This window comes from Clostridioides sp. ES-S-0054-01 (assembly GCA_021561035.1).
Lineage (GTDB): Bacteria > Bacillota > Clostridia > Peptostreptococcales > Peptostreptococcaceae > Clostridioides.
The window spans coordinates 3495610-3514313 of the sequence record CP067346.1; the positions used below are offsets into that span (position 1 = coordinate 3495610).

Consider the following 18704-nt stretch of genomic DNA (forward strand, 5'->3'; position numbering starts at 1 on the left):
CATACAAATAAAATCAAATGAATTATATACTTAGTACATTACTTTTTCAATACTATTTTCACCTTCAAATCATTTTTCTATTCATAAAACAGTTAGTGTACACTTTAAAATAAGTTATACTTACGCAAAAAAAAATGTCTCAAAACGATTTTTAAATCAATTTGAGACAATGTATTTTTAAACTTAATAAATAATAATCTAGATTAATTTTTTACTCTTTTACAATGATACCCTAATCCACAAATTGCAATTATGCCAATAAATAGATATGACATTATTTGAGTTTCGTCACCTGTTTTTGGTGATTTTACCACAGTATCATCTGTTGGTGGTACTGGTGGGTTTATTACAGTATCATCTGTTGGTGGTACTGGTGGATTTACCACAGTATCATCTGTTGGTGGCACTGGTGGATTTATCACATTATCATCTGTTGGTGGCACTGGTGGATTTATCACAGTATCATCTGCTGGTGGCACTGGTGGATTTATCACTGTGTCATCTGTTGGTGGTGATGGCTTATGTCCATTTGAGTCTCCTCCTCCTGATGGTGGCACTGGTGGATTTACATCTGGTTCTCCATCAGTTGGTACACCTATACTGAAATTAACTTCTTCACCATTCTTTTGATCTATTGTATAACTCAATAAATTTTGCTTACTAGCTGGTAATAAAGATGAATGGTCTTTACCTCCCAAATCAAAAACTGCCTTAAAATATTGAATAGCTTTTGGGAAAATATAATCATAAGATACAGCAGATATATTAGCTTTTACATCGGGCTTATTAATACTCTTAAGTTTAAACTTTTTTTGTGTTGAAATTTCTACTTCGCCTGTACCTATTACATTTCCATTTTCATCATAAGCAGTTACTCCGTCTGGCAATTTTAACTTAACTACACCACTATAGCCCACTAGAGCCACAGCTTCTGTTTCGTAAGTACCATCTTGGTTTTTGTCAAATTTAATATCAGTTGAAGAATTGCTCAGACTAGGTTTTCCTGTATCATTTGGCTTTAATTCTTTACGACCTGCGTCTAATAATGCTTCTAAATAAGCTTTTGTATTTATTAATATTTCTTTCTGTTTTTGATATTTAGCTTTTTCTTCCTCTGTTTTTGCATTAGCTATATATCTATCATAACTATTTATATTAGTTTGATATAGCTTAAGTCTTTCTTGCTCATTCCTTTGTCCAAGCATAATCCAAATTGCATCTTGAGTAGCAGAATGAGTCATAAATTCATGTTCTTTTCCACCTAAATTAAATTGTTGCTTATATCCAAATCCATCAAACTCAGAACCTGCATATAGTATAGATTTAATTGCATCTTCATTTTTATTTTCTTGACCATTAAAATCTTCTGCTGGTAAATATGGACTCTTACTATCACTGGTTGGAGCTTTTAGATTATTATTATAACAAAATGCAGTTTGGTCTCCATCTTCACCTTCTATAACATATTTACCATCCTTACGGCTTGCACCTATAAGACCTTCTATTACATAATCAAAAGTTAAGGTTTTTGTAATATTATCAAATCTTATATCAAAATAAGGTCTATTTGAACCATCTGTTTCTTTTAATAAACAACTATTCTTTACTTTTGAATTTTTATCATCCCAAAGGCTAATATTTCCATCTTTTGAAGTAAGTACCTCATTAATTTCTGATTGTTCATCTGTTTTTACAGATTCTTCATCTTCCCAAAAATTATATACAATTTTAGTTATCTGAGATAAAGTCATATCAAGAATTTTCTCAATATTTTGCTTTAAGTTCATTTCTTCTACTACTAATTCTTCTTCTGGAGTTTGTTCTTCTAAAGGCTGTTGTCCCTCTGGAGTTTGCCCCTCTGATGGTTGTTCCCCTTCCGGAGTTTGTCCCTCTGATGATTGTTCCCCTTCTGGAGTTTGTCCCTCTGATGGTTGTTCCCCTTCTGGAGTTTGTCCCTCTGATGGTTGCTCTCCTTCTGGAGTTTGTCCCTCTGATGGTTGCTCTCCTTCTGGAGTTTGTCCCTCTGATGGTTGTTCTCCTTCTGGAGTTTGTCCCTCTGATGGTTGTTCTCCTTCTGGAGTTTGTCCCTCTGATGGCTTCTCACCATCAAGAACTACATCTTTATCCTTCATTTCAGCAGCGTAAGATACTATTGGCGTAAACGTAGCAAATACCATACTAAAAGCGATGGCTAAACTAATTATGCTTGATTTTTTAATTTTTACTTTCAAAATTCTCCTGATACTAAAAATATATATTGTATCTATCTAATATAATTCAAAATATTATATTCTTGTATAGATTTGATTCCACAATACATCTTTAGCGTGTTCAATTAGGGTCGTTAATCCTAACCAGTTCTCTAATGAACTTCTTAATATTTCTATTAAGCACAGACTATATCATTACCTAATAATTAAGTACTCCCCATTTCCCCACACTTGTAGGTACGAGATTTCTCTCTAGTCGTTGAAGTTTCTTCTTTTCGAAGCTTACCTGCTGATTATCCATTTTTAAGGCACTTAGGATTTAACCTTATGCTATCTAACTAATTTTTTCTACTTTCGTAACCATCAAGTATCTATCAAATATACACTCTATCACATCTATCCTTATTTCATGATTATGTTGTGGTTTAGTTAGCTTTAGGAACTTCCAGCAATTAAAGGAGTTTTGGGCAGATGTTCTGCCACTCTACACTCTTTATGAATGTAGGGAGCTATTTCAAAAATATATTTTATATTTATTTATATTTACTATGATTTATGTACTTTATTGTATCTGTTTATATATTTTTGATAATTAAAAGTTACTCCTATTTATATTTATAGCAGGTTGCACTACTAACTCCATATATCCCTTAAGTGCCCAAATTTAAGATATACTTCAAAGTTTCTATAAATAGGTTTTTGTAATTTTTATTTTTTTAATATTTTGTTCAATGCTTTAACTCTTTAAGTGCACTTTTTATGAATGTATTAAAATACAAACTAATATTTCAAAATAATTTTTCTAATATGAGACAAAAATTCGTTTCTATACTAAAAAAGATACCATGGAGTATCTTTAAATAACACAAAAACTTTTACTCTATTGGATAGTTAACTAAATTTAATTTATATATGTCAACACAAATCACATACTTGAGCTTTACTATTTTTGTCTGATATAATTTTAATAGCTATTGTCATTATTATACAATATAGATTAATTTTTGTCTATTTTTTCCATTTCATTTACATATTTTATAAATTCAACTTATATATTACATAAAAAAACATCCTCAGAAGTAATTTTTAAGACTCACTTCTAAAGATGTTTTTATTATATGATTTTACATTAATTAATTATTTTATTTTTAATCTTACGTCACCTTTTATTCTTCTTATTAATGGGTGATTAACTGTTCTCATTACATGGTCAGTAATATGATATACACCTAATTTTAATTTTGGTGCAGATCCCATTACTGTATTACTACAGTCAGTACAGTTTCCTATTAATATAACTTCTGCTCCAGCTTTCTTAAACTCTATACATTTTTGAGCTTGTCCTGGACAGTGTCCTGGATTTTCGCATTTTAATGCACCTTTAATTTCTTGAGCTTGTTTACATTTTTGAACTGATACTATATCAGTAACACCCATTTTAGTTGCTATGTCTCTCATTCTCTCTTCGTTAGGTCCACATGCACAGACTAAAAGACCCATTTTTCTCTTTTCATTAACAAATGGCATAGTAACTATTATACCACCACTAGTTTTAGTTATTGGAGTATCTAAAGTAGTAGCTTTACCAGTGAAAGGTCCTCCTAAGATTATCTCACCATATTCACCTTTTATTCCACCCGCTCTTTCAATTAATTCTCCAACAGTAGTTCCAATTGGCACATCTTCAAATACTATAGATTCTTTTCCACTGTTTAATTGACCAACTACAGTTATATTTTTAGATATAACTGGTCTTTTTTGCTCAACAGCCTCTACTATTCTAGTTAATGTTTCTACATTTATTACTACTGCATTAGCCTCTGAAGGTAATTGAGTTGGCTCAAGTAATTTTCCTAGAACGTCTCTTACTATTGCTCTCTCTTCTCCCATTGGGTACATATCAACTAGTTCTGCAACTTCTATGTTGTCTCCTGGCTTTATTACTTTTTTGAAAGCTTCTATTGCTTTTGGATGTTTGCTTTTTATTGCTAGCATACCTTTTCCAGCATTAGTAACTTCCATAGCATATTTTATACCTTGATAAACTATTTCTGGTCTTTCTTCTATTTCTTTTATATTATGAGCTAATAAAGGTTCACATTCAGCTGCATTTGCTAATATTGTTCCACCATTTAAATCTATGTTTAATTTTACATGAGTAGGGAATCCTGCTCCACCCATTCCTACGATTCCAGCTTCTTTAATTAAGTCAAGTATACCTTCTCCTTTTAATGGTTCAAAAGTATCTTCTTGTACTTCATCAGCTTCAATTACTATAGCTTGGTCATTTATTTCACTTATTTTTCCACTAACACTGGCATAAATATTTGCCCCTAATCCAGTTGGTTCTGCAATTAGAGTTCCTTTTTTTACTACATCTCCAACACTTACTACTGGTTTATCTGAACCACCAACGTGTTGTTTTAATAAAATAGAATATAGTTTGTTCAACTAGTACGCCCCCTTAAGTATATTAATTTTTTATAAGCTGTTCAAATAATGTTAATGCTATTTTTCTATTATAAGGTCTTAACATATTGTTTATTTCTATAGAACATATCGTTTATTAACAAAGCAATTTCTATGCCAACTTTTAAACAAACTTATACCCTTTGGAAATACTGTCTTACAGCATTTATTAATTCTTCTAAATTTTTAAAGCCATCAAAAAAAGTCAATTATTAGACACTTTTCTAATCAATTTAATCTATAATTATTGATATTGCATACATGCATAAAAAGTGTCAAAAAATAGACACCGTCTTTTTATCGACACTTTTCTAACATATACTATATAATTTACCACAACTTTACTTAAAATATACATTTATTACTTACTAATTCTTAAGTTTCTGCACTCCTTTGGAATCAACTATGTAATTATCTTTATACAATAAGTCGGACATTTTTACTAGACTGTATCCATCTTTTTTTAGTCGACTTATTATAGTATCCAAATAGTTATCTACATCGTTTATATTAGCATGAAATAAGACTATTGAGCCAGGTTCAGATTCTTTTATTACTTTTTCAATTACGTGATTTGGACCAAGCTCCTTCCAGTCTATCGAATCTACATCCCACTTAATTACTTTATAACCTAAATCACTACAAATGTCCATAGCTTTATTGTTTACATCTCCAAAAGGAGGTCTAAATAAAGTAGTCTTTTTCCCTGTTATATTATATATTTTTTCTGATGTAGTTTCTATTTCTTTTGTTATGTCTTCTTTTGATATTTCTTTCAAATTGGCATGGGTATTCGAATGATTTCCAATTTCATGTCCTTTTTCATCTATAGCTTTTACAATTTCTTCATTATCATCCACCCAACTACCAACTAGAAAAAAGGTAGCTTTTACATTATGTTTATCTAAAATTTTTAAAATATCATCCATATTATCAGTTCCCCATGCTACATCAAAACTCAAAGCTATTTTTTTCTCATTTGTATCAACTTTATATATAGGCATTTTTGAATTATCAGATTTAGAGCATACGTATTTTATCCCATAAACAAAAACAAATATCAATACTAATAATAATGAAAAAAATAAAACACTATATATCAAAGCTTTAGTTCTTTTAACTTCTCTTTTCATGCTATTCCCCCTTTTAAATAATTTCTTCTATATTTAAAATTTATTTTTTTTCAGCTCAAAAAAGTACTGTAATATTTAATTTATAAGACAACAACTAAAAAAATAAAGCCTATATTAACCTAATTAAACTCCCTAAAATACTCGTTTATTTAATTTTTTTATATTTTTTACATTTTTACCTTTATTTTTCTGTATATATTATTTTTATTTTGGAGAAATTAGTATTAACATCACATAAATAAAAGTGTTGTTAGACATCATAAACTAATTATTTGAGGAGGAAATTTACTATGTCAAATTCAAACAGAACAGTAGTTCCAGAAGCAAAAGCTGCTTTAAACCAAATGAAATTAGAAATAGCTAATGAAATAGGTTTATCTAACTATGAAAACATAGACAAAGGTAACTTAACAGCTAGAGAAAATGGATATGTTGGTGGATATATGACTAAGAAATTAGTTGAAATGGCTGAAAGACAAATGGCTGGAAAATAAATAGTAAATTTTGACACCTGGGTATCAACAGGGCTGCTAATTAGCAGCCCTGTTTCTCTGTATTTATTTATAAAATTGTTTTTATATTAATTGTTAAAGATTAATAATACTATACAAATTGTTCTTTTAATTTTGTATAAATTAGTTTAATATATTATATATAGAAATAGTTTGACGGAGGATGATATTTATGTTTGAAAACTCGTCTGAAGAATTAGCGTATCACAAACTTTTAATTTTATATATATTAGAAAAAATTAAAATGGATTTAACTAATTCTCAAATAACTCAAGTAGTATTAGAGACTGAAATGATGAACTATTTTTCATTACAACAGCTTTTATCTCAGCTTATGGAATCTAAGTTTTTGACTACATATAAAGACTCTGACAGAGAATATTATGCTCTTACTCAAAGAGGCGTAGAAAGTCTAGAATACTTCTTTAATCGAATACCTACTAGTGTTACTGAAAAAATAGACAAGTATATAGATTCTAACAAAGAAAATTTACTAGCAGATACTCAAGTAAAGTCTAGTTTCGTAAAACAAAGTGATAATGAATTTATTGTCAACCTTAGAGTCATAGAAAATCAGTCTAACTTAATAGATTTAAATCTAAATGTTTCATCAGAGAAACAAGCAAAGCTTATTTGCAATAACTGGAAAAATAATGCATCTTATATGTATGCCGAAGTTATCGACTTGCTTATAAGAGACATACATTAAAGCCTACAAACAAACTATAGTTGTAGGCTCTTTTCCTACCTTGATTTCTTTTATTAATTTGTTATTTGCAGTTTCATAAACTTTCACTGAATTTTCTTGTGTATCTGATACAAATAATAATTTTTCATCTTTAGATATTTCTAATCCCTGAGGAATTCCATTTATCTCAATATTTCCAATGTATCTACTTGTTGTATAATCTAAAATTCTCACATTATTATAGCCCAAATCAGCAACATAAACTTTTTTGCCACTATAATTAAATCTTATTTCTACTGGTAATAAGAATTCATATAATACCTTTTTTATATCCATGCTTAATTCATCAACTATTATAAGCTTTCCATCAAGTGTTGATATATACATTTCTTTCTTTTGTTTATCAAGTTCTATATGCCATGCTCTAAAGTCCATATTTATTTTCTTTTGTATATTTTTATTAATTGTATCTATACATACTATCGAATTTATACACGGTACATATAACTTTTTACTTTCTCTATCAAAGTCAAATCCATGTGGCATGTTATCAACACCAATAATTCCTATTGGATTTAATGTGTTTTTATCTAGTACATATATACTATTAGAGTCTTCATTTGCTACAAATAATTCATTATCGCTAAGTACAACTTGACTAAGACTTCCTCCTATAGAAACAGTATCGATTATTTTATCATTACTTAAATCTAAGACATAGAGTATCCCATTACTTGAACTAGGTATGTATATTAAATTTTTTTCTTTTTCTATGCAAAAATGGTGTGGATATATATTATCTTCTAATACTATTTCTTTTTCTAGCTCAAGTGTAGAATAATCAACTATGCTAATGCTCTTTGATAGATAGTTAGAAATATAGATTTTCATATAACCCCCTCCTCTCTACAATACATATACTACAATAATATATTATTTCATTAGCTTGTATTATGCTTTATAGTTGCATTATTACGCATATATTTGGTATTATTATAAATGTTAAAAAAAGAAATAATATTTAATGGAGGTCTTCTTAATGAAAGTAACATTTAATCCAAGTGGTGTCTGTTGTAGAGAAATGATTTTTGAAGTTGATGAAAATAATGTGATTGTTGATGCTGAATTTATAGGGGGATGTAATGGTAATTTGTCAGGACTTAGAAGCTTAATAATTGGTCAAAATGCTCTTGAAGTTGCTGATAAATTAAATGGTATTGACTGTGGTGGAAAAGGTACTTCTTGCCCAGACCAGTTATCTAAAGCAATCCGTCAATCTATATAATTACTACTATACAAACATCAATAAAATTATTAAAAATTTACTATATAAAAAGAGTTGTCCATTTTTTAGACAACTCTTTTTATACTTTTATTTATATTTATATATTTGTTTTATAAAATTATAATTTATTTACTAAAGTTCTTACTGCACCAATCATATATAATGAACCTGCACTTATTATAACATCATCTTTACTTGATGTTTCTAATGTATAATTTACTGCATCTTCTATCTCATGTTTTGATGTTACATCATCCACATATTTTAATACTTTTTCTCTTAATGTATCTGAATTTATGGCTCTTGGGTTATTTGGTGTTGTTGTTATTACCTTATTAAAATGTGGCAACAATATCTCTAAAACACTATCAATGTCCTTATCTTCTAACATACCTATTAATAATGTCAATTTTCTATCTTTAAAATTTTTATTAAGTGCTTTTGCTAAAGATTTTGCTCCATCTTCATTATGTGCACCATCTATTATAAAAATTGGATTTTCTTTTATCTTTTCTATTCTTCCTGGCCATTTAGTAGTTATAAGTCCTTTTCTTATAGATTCTTCACTTATATTTGCTAATTTATTTATATCTTTTAGATATTTTATTACGCTAATTGCCAATATAGAATTGTTTATTTGATGTTCACCTATCAACTTTATTTCAAGGTCTCTATAAATTTCTTTCATTACAGTACAATCGTATATTTGAGAATTTATATCTGATTTTTTTATATTTAAATCATCAAAATTAACTTCTATATATTTAGCTTTTTTCTCCTCACAAACTGATTTTATAACATCTTTTGCTTCATCAGTCTGGTCATATACTAGTACTACTCCATTTTCCTTTATTATTCCCGCCTTTTCATATGCTATTTTTTCTATTGTATCTCCAAGTATACCTGTATGGTCCAAGCTTATAGATACTATCACACTTACAAGTGATTTTGTTATTATATTTGTAGCATCATATCTGCCACCTAAACCAACTTCTAAAGCCACAAAGTCTACCTTTTGTTCTGAATAGTAATAAAATGCCATTGCAGTAACTACTTCAAACTCTGTTGGATATGTATAGCCTTCTCTTACCATAATCTCTATTTTTTCTTTTATTAAATCAATTATCCTAGCAACATCATCTTGTGGTATATTTTGTCCATTTACTCTTATACGCTCAGTAAAAGTTTCTAAATATGGAGATGTATATAAACCAACTTTATATCCACACTCTCTTAGTATATTAGAAACAAAAGAACACACAGAACCTTTTCCATTAGTTCCAGCTACATGTATTATATTTAAAGTTTCTTGTGGATTTCCTAATAATTCTAATAATTTTCCGATATTCTCTAGACCTAATCTTATACCAAATTTATTAGTTTGTGATATGTACTCTAATGCTTCTTCATATTTCATTATCTAATTCCCCCTGTATTGGCATTTTCTTTTATGTTATCTAATTATAGTATATTTTTTACTTTTAATCTACTGACAAAGAATACATATAATTTAATACCTTCTACATTAAATTTAGTTACAAATCTTTATTTATAAGTTTTTACTTTTATACCTTTCCACTAATCCAGTTAGTGTATATATCGAAACTAAGTCATATTTTGAAATGTCCATATAATTAAACTTTATGTCAAATCTATGTTCTAGTTTTTTCAACAGATTAAAACAATTATCATAAACTAGACCTATCTCCTTATTAAAAAGGCTACATTGAAATAATTTCTTATCATCATCTTCAATATTTAGACAATCCCTAACAACATCAGCGACTCTCATAAGAAGGGCATTATCTTTGTCATACAAATCCAATTTAAAGTTTAGAATTCCACTATATTCATCAAAATCACAACTATTCCAATGATTTCTAGTTGCTAATGATTCAAGCTTATCATTTAAATCAGATATTGTTGTGTCTGGTTTTTCTGATAGTATCTTAGCTATTTTACCAGTAAGCTTTGCTGACAAATAACTATTACATTTTGGTGGCAATCTATAGGAATTATTTATATCACAACTTATATACGAATTGCTATCCATAACACATTGAACATCATATTTTTTATTGTACCAAAATGAATCATCTACATCTAAAGTAAATCCCCTCACTCCTATAACATTGTTAAACATAGCTGGATAACTTAAGTCAAAGTCATTAGCTAGTGAACATACTATTATTTTTCCTTTTCTAAATAATTCATAGCAAACTTCAAATAATCCCTTGACACTTTCTACGCCTATTACTGATAAACTTAAATTAATTAATCTTATGTTAGTGTCTAAAAGATATCTCAATGCTTCTTCAAGAACTTTTATATTTGTAATACCATCTTTTCCTAAAACTTTTATTACAAACAACTCTACATCTTCATACTCCTTCTTTATTATTGATGCACAAGCAGTTCCATGACCATCTTCATCATCAAATTTATCTGATATAAAGATATAATCATGTATACATTCAAAAGCAATTCCTCCAACTAAGTTATCTTTTAAGTAATCATGATTTTTATCTATTCCTGTATCTAATACTGCAACCTTAACTTTATTATTCATATCACATACATTCTCCATTACACAAGTTTTTAATATATCTATGTTAATAGTTCATCTTAAACTTTGATTTAAGTTGCACAATTTATCCTTTAAATGCTATATTTCTTGCTAAAAACCTAAAATAAGTACACTATATATTTAATTTATATTTATTATATCAATTATTATCATTAAATGGTTAAATACTGTGATAAAATTTTTAGATTTATATCATAATTTAGAATTATTTGTAAAAAGGAGATTATCTTTCTCATTAGACAATCCCCTTGTATGCTTTATTAATATTTATCTATGATTAACCATCAATTGTATCTTATTCTTTTTAATCTAAATACCATACATCTTAATTTTATTTAAGGGAATAATTATTTATATGCTATGGGAACATTAATTTGAACAAACTTGTCTTATAGGCAAATTTACAAAATGCACCATTCTACAAAGTATGAATCAAAAGGCAAAAAAAATACTAAAAACAACGAATGAACATCAATTTTAGTCAATATATAAAAAACTTATACCAAGTATACTATAAAAACTCATATAAGTATTGTCCTAAAAAACAATACCTATACCCTTATATATTATATCATATTTCAATAAATAAATTGTATAAAAGGAAATCTTTTAATAGAATTAAACTATTTATTAATTCATTACTATAAGTTTTACAAATTGTAAATAATTATTTTTATATCTATTCGATATTTCCTTAAATATTGATATAACTAATTAGAATAGATATAATAAATAAAACAAATATGTATAAATTTTATAAATATTCATTATATATCCTAATGATGTCGCTCATGGTATTAAAGACGAGACATTTGATATATATAAAAATCAATTATAATATATTAATAATTAAGTTATTATAACGATTACTCTACATATGAAACAACATTAAAAATCTATAATCTACTATTTTACATAATAAAACTGTCTTAATATACATAATTTTTTATATATTAAGACAGTTTTAATCAATAGCCCTGTGATGACATTAAATATTTTTTACAATATTTTCGTTTACCTTTTTAAAATTAATACATTATATCACATAACAAGCTTGTTAATGCTACTTTTAAATCTTTAAGCCTATACTTACTTATAGGTATAAATTGTTCGTTAATAGTAATCATATTATCCCCAATATCTTCTATTCTTCTTAAATTAACAATAAAACTTGTGTGACATCTAAAAAATCCATTTTCACACAGTAATTTTTCTGCTTGTTTCATGCTCATATTAGCTTTATAATCTCTACCTAATGTATGTACAACTAAATCTCTCTTTACAGTTTCAACGTATAAAATAGAATCTATCTGTATCCTGTTAAATCCTTTTTTACTATTTAAAACTATATAACGCTCCTTCTTTCTTTGAAGGTTGTCAATACAAAGATTTACACCCATTGCAAAGTTACTATACTCTATAGGTTTTACTAAATACCTATAAGCACGAACTTCATAACCTTGGGGGGCATACTCTGAAAAAGCTGTTGTAAATATAATTTCTACTTTTTCATCAAACTTTCTTATTTTTTTAGCCACCTCAATTCCATTAATATCTTTCATTTGGATGTCTAAAAATATAATGTCAATTTTTTCTGGGTATTTAGATATTAAGTCTTCTCCACAGGAGAATTCCAGTATTTGATAATTTAGACATCTTTCAGACAAAAGTTTTTCTGTAAATTCTTTTAGTATACTTCTTTGTATTTTTTCGTCATCACATATAACTACCCTAAACATAATATCACCTCCAAATCTAAAATATCATTTAGTTTACTTTATTTCAATTTTCAAAATGCACTTACTAGCTTTTATATTTAAATTCCTTGACGAATTTAAATTGTCGATTAAACTACTTATAGTAATTATCTTTAATATTTAAACTTAAATTATGATAAATTCATATGCTTTTATAGCTATATTATGTAAAAAAATATAGGAAAATAAACGTAACATGTATTTATTATCCTATATCAAATATCATAATATATCAAATTTTTATTGCTTATAAATTTTAAAATATAAAATTGATACATTCATAAAATAAGATAAAAATATAATATATCTGTAAAGCATTATAACATCATATTTATCTATATAGAAAGAAAAACATACAAAAAGTAGATATTCTCTACTTTTTGTATGTTTCCATTCATTCTTATATTTATTTTATTTTTGATTCTAAATTTATTAGTCTTTCCTCAACAGATTTAATCATCTCTTCAAATTTTTCTTTTTTGGCTTTTTCTTCCTCAATTAGACTTTCAGGAGCTTTTGCTAAGAAACCTTGATTTGCAAGTTTTCCATTAACTCTCTTTATTTCTCCTTCTAATTTTTTCTTTTCTTTAGATAATCTCTCAATTTCTTTTTCAAAATCAACTAACTCATTAAGAGGTATAAATATTTCAACACCATCAATAACTACTCCAACTGCATCTTCTGGTACATTAGATTTGTCTTTTGCTATCTCAACATTTGAAGCAGATGCTAAAGTTATGAAATAATCTTTGCCAAGTTCAATAACTTCTATTTTTTCTTCACTTGGTATTATTATCAATTTAGCTTTCTTAGAAGGTGGTACATTCATTTCTGCTCTCACATTTCTTATACTTCTTATACCTTCCATCAATAAGCTCATCATCTCTTCTTCTTCAGCCATATTATCTTGTTCATTGTATTTTGGCCATTCAGATACTATTATACATCCTTCAACAGTAGGAAGATAAGTGTATATTTCCTCTGTTATAAATGGCATATATGGATGTAATAATTTTAATATTTTTTCAAGAACATAAGTTAATGTATATAATGCTGCAGACTTAGCATTTGTATCTTCTCCATATAATCTAGGTTTAACCATTTCAATATACCAGTCACAGTATTCTGACCAAGTAAAATCGTATATCTTCTGAAGTGCTATTCCTAAATCAAACTTATCCATGTTATTAGTTGCTTCTTTTACAATATTATTTGCTCTTGATATTATCCATTTATCTGCTAAAGTTAAGTTATCTTTAACACTTTCTCTAGTTATGTTTTTAATTATATCTTCATCAACATTCATAAATACAAATCTTGATGCATTCCACAACTTATTGGCAAAGTTTCTAGCAAATTCTACTCTTTCCATATAGAATCTCATATCATTTCCTGGGGAATTTCCAGTTGTTAATGTAAATCTTAGTGCATCAGCTCCATATTGCTCGATTATCTCCAATGGGTCGATACCATTTCCTAATGATTTACTCATCTTTCTACCTTGAGAATCTCTTACTAATCCATGAACCAAAACATGTTCAAATGGCTTTTCATTCATACAGAACATACCTGCAAATGCCATTCTAACTACCCAGAAGAATATTATATCATATCCTGTAACAAGTACACTTGTCGGATAATAGTAGTCTAAAGCTTCAGTCTTATTTGGCCATCCTAGAGTAGAAAAAGGCCATAATGCAGAACTAAACCAAGTATCTAGTGCATCTTCATCTTGTTTAAAATGAGTACTTCCACATTTAGAGCATTTATCTGGCATTTTTCTCGCAACTATTATTTCTCCACACTCTTGACAATAGTAAGCTGGTATTTGATGACCCCACCATAATTGTCTTGATATACACCAATCTCTTATATTTTCTAGCCACTGTAAATAAGTTTTATCAAATTTCTCTGGAACAAATTCTAGTTCTCCATTTTTAAGAATATCTATAGCTGGTTTTGCAAGTTCTTCCATCTTAACAAACCATTGCTCTGATAATCTAGGCTCAACTACTGTATGGCATCTATAACACGTTCCTACATTATGATTATGCTCTTTTACCTTAATTAGGTAACCCTGTTCTTTTAAGTCTGCTAAAATAGCTTTTCTACACTCAAATCTATCCATACCTTCATATTTTCCGCAAACTTCATTCATAGTTCCATCTTCATTCATAGTATTTAACTGTTCAAGATTATGTCTTAATCCTACTTCAAAATCATTAGGGTCATGTGCTGGAGTCATCTTAACTGCACCAGTTCCAAACTCTAAATCAACATAACTATCTGCAACTATTGGAAGTTCTCTTCCTACTAATGGAAGTATTGCTGTTTTTCCTATTAAGTGTTTATATCTATCATCCTCTGGATTTACTGCTATACCAGTATCCCCTATCATTGTCTCAGGTCTAGTTGTAGCTATCTCTAAGAAATCTTCACTATCTTTTAGTGGGTATTTTATATGATAAAAGTTTCCGTCATGTTCTTCATGTTCAACTTCTGCATCTGATAAAGTAGTTTTACAATCTGGACACCAGTTTATTATTCTATTTCCTCTATATATATGACCTTTTTCATATAGGCTTACAAAGAATTCTATAACTGCCTCATTACACCCTTCATCCATAGTGAATCTCTCTTTATCCCAATCACAAGAATCTCCTAATTGTTTAAGCTGGTTAGATATTTTTCCTCCAAACTCATCTTTCCATTCCCAAGCTCTCTTTAAAAATTCCTCTCTACCTACTTCATATTTTGTCTTACCTTCTTGTTTTTTTATTCTTTCAACAACTTTAACTTCAGTTGCTATAGAAGCATGGTCAGTTCCTGGAAGCCAAAAAGCTTCATATCCATCCATACGCTTCCATCTGATTAGTATATCTTGAAGTGTATGGTCAAGAGCATGTCCCATGTGCAATTGCCCTGTTATGTTTGGTGGTGGCATCATTATTGTAAATGGTTTTTTATCTGGATTTGGTTTAGATTTAAAATACCCTTCATCCATCCATTTTTTATATAACCTAGCCTCAAAATCTTTGGGATTATAAGTTTTTGATAAGTTCGTATTTTCCATTGTCTTGCCTCCTGTATTTTTATAAATAAATTTTTTAAAATATATCTAGAAATAAAAAAGAGCCCTTCATCCTCTTTAAAAAGGACGAAAAGCTCGCGTTACCACCTTAATTCCAAAGCTTAAAAATACATTAACATATAGTTAAATTATCGGTTAATGTTATTTTATCAACTTTGACTCTCAAAGAATTTAACGGTTCTAACCGTCTAAACTTACTAACAGTTCAGTTTAGAAACTCCAAAGCTACGTTCAGTAAACCTTGTACTTAGAAAATCTTACAGCCAGTGAATTTTCCTCTCTTTTAGTAGTATTTACTTACTCCTCTTCTTCTCAGTCTTTAATATTACATATTATTATATACAAATATTATTCTCTTTGTCAATCATTTTTATTTTATTTTTTCTGAATTTTCTTAATTATTTTTTTATATTCTATGCTGATTATTATATCCTATACTATTTTTTTCAACTTATTTTGCCTTATAATGTCAATAATTATACTATTATTTTGTTTAAATTTTAACATCTTTTTATTGATTTTAGATTATATTCTATTTACATTATATTTCTTATGCTTTATTTTTTATATTCTATTTTGTAAATTATATGTTTTATTTCATAAATAATTTACTTTATTTTTTACCATATTTAAATTTATTATAAGTTTTCTTGCCAGAAATTTTTAGGTGTGATATTTTCTGTAATTGGCAATATTGTATACCCTCTCTCTTTTAAGATTCTTATAATGTTATTTAAAGCATTTAAACTTTGCTCTTTCTCATGAATTAGTACTACTAATTCATCTCTTTTTCTTCCATAATATAATATATTACTTACTATCTGACTTGTAGAAGACTTCCAATCTTGTGTATCCAAATTCCAGTCCCAAATTAAATAATCATTTGCCATAAGTTTATTATATGAACCTTCTGGCATATATGGCTTACTTCCATATGGTAATCTTATTAATTTTGAACTCTGACCAGTTATATCTTGCAGAGTATTATTGCATGTATTAAATTCCCCGACTGTTACTTCTGGGCTTTTATATAGCTTATGTATATCATGACTTACACTATGAAAACCTATTGAATTTTTCTCTTCTAAGACTCTTCTTACTTCTTCCTTGTGGTTTTTCATGTTTTGATTAAGCATAAAAAATGTCGCTTTGACATCATTTTCTTTTAAAATATCAAGTAGTGCATTTGTATATTTTGATGGTCCATCATCTATTGTTATGTACGCTACTTTTTCAGAAGTAGCTCCTGGTCCTTTTGTTTCTTCTTGAGATGCTTTATACATAATTTCTCCTAATGTATTCCCTTGAGAAAGTAATTCTAGTGTATTTTCACCTTTTGTGCTTATATTTTGGACTGGAACATTATTGATTTTTTCTTCCAATAATGTCCCAGTTAAAATTAAAACAGCTATAAGAAATAACCTTATCATTACATGAAAAGTAGCCTTATTATCTTTAATTTTCATCCCCCATATCTCCCTTTTATAAAAGAATAAGTTTAAGAGTAAAAATTATTTTTTATACTTATTCTCTTTCTTATTACTTTTTATATCTCTACTAAATATTTTTTTAACTTTTTCTTCTTCCTTTTCTCCTAGAGATTCTACTCTTTTGATTCCCAAAGAAGTTAAAAATTGTAATACATTTAAATTATCAAATGGAGTTTCCATATTTGTACTTTCACTATATTCATCAACATTCTTAGTACCTTCTTCTACACTTAAAATACGTTTAGGACCTCCTACACAGCCTCCTATACACCCCATTCCTTCTATAAATGTAGCTTCTATTTCTTTATTTAGAACTTTCTTTAGACCGTCCATACACTCTTTTGTTCCTTCAAATGCTTTTTCTTCAAATCTTATATTTTTATCAATTCTTCTAACTGATAATTTAACTGCCTTACTTACACCTCCTGTTCTAGCATAAACTCTACCTGAAAGAGATGCCTCTACTCTATTACTCTCATCCATTATTGCTGGATTTAACTCTAATGCATCAAATATTTCTTGTAGCTCTTTAAATGTAAGCACAAAATCAACTGCATCCTTTATATCTTCTAACATTGCTTCTTTCTTTTTTGCCATACAAGGACCTATGAATACAACTTTAGCATCTGGATTTAAAATTTTTACAGCTCTCCCACAAGCAATCATAGGAGAAACAGATGGTGATACATTCTCCAGTATCTGAGGAAAACTATTTTGTATCAGGCTAACCCAAATAGGACAGCAACAACTAGTTATAAAGCATCCTTTTTCATCCTTTTTCATATGTTCATAATAATCATATGCTTCTTTTGCAGTAAGCATATCTGCTGCCAAAGCAACTTCTACCATATCTTCAAATCCTATCCTTTTTAATGCAGTTCTTAACTTACCAGGGCTCACATCTTTTCCAAACTGCCCTACAAAAGCTGGTGCAACTATTGCATACACAGGGCTCTTTATATCTTTCAACAACTTTATCATTGGTATAAATTCTATTTTATCTGATATTGCACCTAACTTACATCTTGATACACAATCACCACAAGCACTACATACATCTTCCTCATTACAATTAATATGCTTACTTCTTATCTTACATGACTCATCTTCCTTATTATTTTCATCACAATATTTGCAAGCATCTGATATTATAGATATTATTGGTCTTTTAACTTCATCTAAATTTACAGCTTCATGTAGTGCATCTTTTAGATTTTTATCTGTATCTCCTGTCACATCCAATCCCATAGTTACCCTAATTAAATTTACCATAGTATCTTTATCGAATTTTTCACCAAAATAATTCTTTAAATTATCATTTAAATCTTCATTTAAAATTTTATTAGGTAAGTTTTCAATATCCTCTATGTCATCATTCCACACTGCCTTTACAAGTTCGCCAAAAAGCTTCATCTTATATATTTCTAATATTTTAGAATTATCATTTCTAGTATCCATAAAAAATAGTACCTCCGTAAATTA

At 28.2% G+C, this 18704-nt stretch carries 13 protein-coding genes, 1 riboswitch and 1 other annotated feature; of the genes, 3 read left to right on the forward strand and 10 right to left on the reverse strand.

The window, feature by feature from the left end; all coding sequences use genetic code 11:
- Window positions 1-203 precede the first annotated feature (203 nt).
- The 3 genes from JJC02_15960 to JJC02_15970 form a co-directional block, all read right to left on the reverse strand.
- Window positions 204-2231, reverse strand: coding sequence for a cell surface protein (locus tag JJC02_15960; protein UDN54347.1), 2028 nt, complete (start codon window positions 2229-2231; stop codon window positions 204-206).
- A 589-nt stretch (window positions 2232-2820) separates the two neighbouring features.
- A riboswitch (cyclic di-GMP riboswitch) is annotated at window positions 2821-2906 on the reverse strand.
- Window positions 2907-3347: 441 nt separating this feature from the next.
- Complete coding sequence (prdC, locus tag JJC02_15965) at window positions 3348-4661, reverse strand: proline reductase-associated electron transfer protein PrdC (protein UDN54348.1); 1314 nt, start codon at window positions 4659-4661, stop codon at window positions 3348-3350.
- A 386-nt stretch (window positions 4662-5047) separates the two neighbouring features.
- On the reverse strand, window positions 5048-5812 hold the full coding sequence (locus tag JJC02_15970) for a polysaccharide deacetylase family protein (protein ID UDN54349.1): 765 nt from the start codon (window positions 5810-5812) through the stop codon (window positions 5048-5050).
- A gap of 290 nt (window positions 5813-6102) precedes the next feature.
- Between JJC02_15970 and JJC02_15975 the strand changes: the two genes are divergently transcribed.
- Both JJC02_15975 and JJC02_15980 read left to right on the forward strand, forming a co-directional pair.
- The gene (locus JJC02_15975; GenBank protein UDN54350.1) at window positions 6103-6306 is read left to right on the forward strand and encodes an alpha/beta-type small acid-soluble spore protein; all 204 of its coding nucleotides are present in this window, start codon (window positions 6103-6105) and stop codon (window positions 6304-6306) included.
- A gap of 190 nt (window positions 6307-6496) precedes the next feature.
- Complete coding sequence (locus JJC02_15980; GenBank protein UDN54351.1) at window positions 6497-7033, forward strand: DUF4364 family protein; 537 nt, start codon at window positions 6497-6499, stop codon at window positions 7031-7033.
- Window positions 7034-7036: 3 nt separating this feature from the next.
- Here JJC02_15980 and JJC02_15985 read toward each other — a convergent pair whose 3' ends face one another.
- A complete protein-coding gene (locus JJC02_15985; GenBank protein UDN54352.1) occupies window positions 7037-7903 on the reverse strand; it encodes a YncE family protein in 867 nt (288 codons plus the stop codon).
- 148 nt (window positions 7904-8051) lie between these two features.
- Here JJC02_15985 and JJC02_15990 point away from each other — a divergent pair, with 148 nt between their 5' ends.
- Entirely contained in the window at window positions 8052-8297 is a 246-nt protein-coding gene (locus JJC02_15990; protein UDN54353.1) for a TIGR03905 family TSCPD domain-containing protein, read from the forward strand.
- Between the two features lie 118 nt (window positions 8298-8415).
- Here JJC02_15990 and JJC02_15995 read toward each other — a convergent pair whose 3' ends face one another.
- The 6 genes from JJC02_15995 to JJC02_16020 all read right to left on the reverse strand — a co-directional run bounded on the left by JJC02_15995 (window position 8416) and on the right by JJC02_16020 (window position 18680).
- Window positions 8416-9714: a bifunctional folylpolyglutamate synthase/dihydrofolate synthase gene (locus JJC02_15995; protein UDN54354.1), complete on the reverse strand. Its 1299-nt coding sequence runs from the start codon at window positions 9712-9714 to the stop codon at window positions 8416-8418.
- A gap of 132 nt (window positions 9715-9846) precedes the next feature.
- Complete coding sequence (locus JJC02_16000; GenBank protein UDN54355.1) at window positions 9847-10884, reverse strand: S8 family serine peptidase; 1038 nt, start codon at window positions 10882-10884, stop codon at window positions 9847-9849.
- Window positions 10885-11912: 1028 nt separating this feature from the next.
- Window positions 11913-12623 carry a two-component system response regulator RgaR gene (rgaR, locus tag JJC02_16005; protein UDN54356.1) on the reverse strand — a complete coding sequence of 237 codons (711 nt, stop codon included), beginning with the start codon at window positions 12621-12623 and terminating at the stop codon, window positions 11913-11915.
- A gap of 424 nt (window positions 12624-13047) precedes the next feature.
- Entirely contained in the window at window positions 13048-15714 is a 2667-nt protein-coding gene (locus tag JJC02_16010; protein ID UDN54357.1) for a valine--tRNA ligase, read from the reverse strand.
- Between the two features lie 77 nt (window positions 15715-15791).
- Window positions 15792-16055 (reverse strand) — a binding site (T-box leader).
- Between the two features lie 315 nt (window positions 16056-16370).
- Window positions 16371-17198, reverse strand: a complete 828-nt coding sequence (locus tag JJC02_16015; protein ID UDN54358.1) for a polysaccharide deacetylase — start codon at window positions 17196-17198, stop codon at window positions 16371-16373.
- A 45-nt stretch (window positions 17199-17243) separates the two neighbouring features.
- A complete protein-coding gene (locus tag JJC02_16020) occupies window positions 17244-18680 on the reverse strand; it encodes an iron hydrogenase (protein UDN54359.1) in 1437 nt (478 codons plus the stop codon).
- Window positions 18681-18704: the final 24 nt, after the last annotated feature.

Bases quoted from the DNA above. Each gene is read 5' to 3' on its own strand.
- JJC02_15985 (UDN54352.1), bottom strand. From the start codon at position 7,903: ATGAAAATCTATATTTCTAACTATCTATCAAAGAGCATTAGCATAGTT.
- JJC02_16015 (UDN54358.1), bottom strand. From the start codon at position 17,198: ATGAAAATTAAAGATAATAAGGCTACTTTTCATGTAATGATAAGGTTA.
- JJC02_16000 (UDN54355.1), bottom strand. From the start codon at position 10,884: ATGGAGAATGTATGTGATATGAATAATAAAGTTAAGGTTGCAGTATTA.
- JJC02_15995 (UDN54354.1), bottom strand. From the start codon at position 9,714: ATGAAATATGAAGAAGCATTAGAGTACATATCACAAACTAATAAATTT.
- JJC02_16020 (UDN54359.1), bottom strand. From the start codon at position 18,680: ATGGATACTAGAAATGATAATTCTAAAATATTAGAAATATATAAGATG.
- JJC02_15975 (UDN54350.1), top strand. From the start codon at position 6,103: ATGTCAAATTCAAACAGAACAGTAGTTCCAGAAGCAAAAGCTGCTTTA.
- JJC02_15980 (UDN54351.1), top strand. From the start codon at position 6,497: ATGTTTGAAAACTCGTCTGAAGAATTAGCGTATCACAAACTTTTAATT.
- rgaR (UDN54356.1), bottom strand. From the start codon at position 12,623: ATGTTTAGGGTAGTTATATGTGATGACGAAAAAATACAAAGAAGTATA.
- JJC02_16010 (UDN54357.1), bottom strand. From the start codon at position 15,714: ATGGAAAATACGAACTTATCAAAAACTTATAATCCCAAAGATTTTGAG.
- JJC02_15970 (UDN54349.1), bottom strand. From the start codon at position 5,812: ATGAAAAGAGAAGTTAAAAGAACTAAAGCTTTGATATATAGTGTTTTA.
- JJC02_15990 (UDN54353.1), top strand. From the start codon at position 8,052: ATGAAAGTAACATTTAATCCAAGTGGTGTCTGTTGTAGAGAAATGATT.